We start from the raw sequence: 253 nt of genomic DNA, 5'->3' as shown, positions 1-253 counted from the left end.
TCGTAACCGATGGGTTCACCGGCAATGTCGCGATCAAGACCGGCGAAGGCACGGCCAGCATGATCGGCGACCGGCTGCGCGAAGCGTTCAAATACTCGCCCCTGTCGCGCCTCGCCTCGCTGCTGGCTATACCTCTCTGCGCCGTCTCAGCAAAAAGATCGACCCGCGCCGTGTGAACGGCGGCGTCTTTCTGGGCCTGAACGGCACGGTGGTGAAATCGCACGGCTCCGCCGATGCGACCGGCATCTCCGCT

1 pseudogene is annotated in these 253 nt (G+C 64.4%); it reads left to right on the top strand.

Annotation, left to right across the window (positions count from 1 at the left end):
• Positions 1-253 (top strand): annotated as a pseudogene (locus FCK22_RS18530) (phosphate acyltransferase); the annotation flags it as partial.

The organism is Sulfitobacter sp. 15WGC (assembly GCF_005068605.1).
GTDB classification, from domain to species: domain Bacteria; phylum Pseudomonadota; class Alphaproteobacteria; order Rhodobacterales; family Rhodobacteraceae; genus Sulfitobacter; species Sulfitobacter faviae.
Note: the sequence above shows the minus strand (reverse complement) of the source record. Positions and strands in the feature narration are given on the sequence as shown.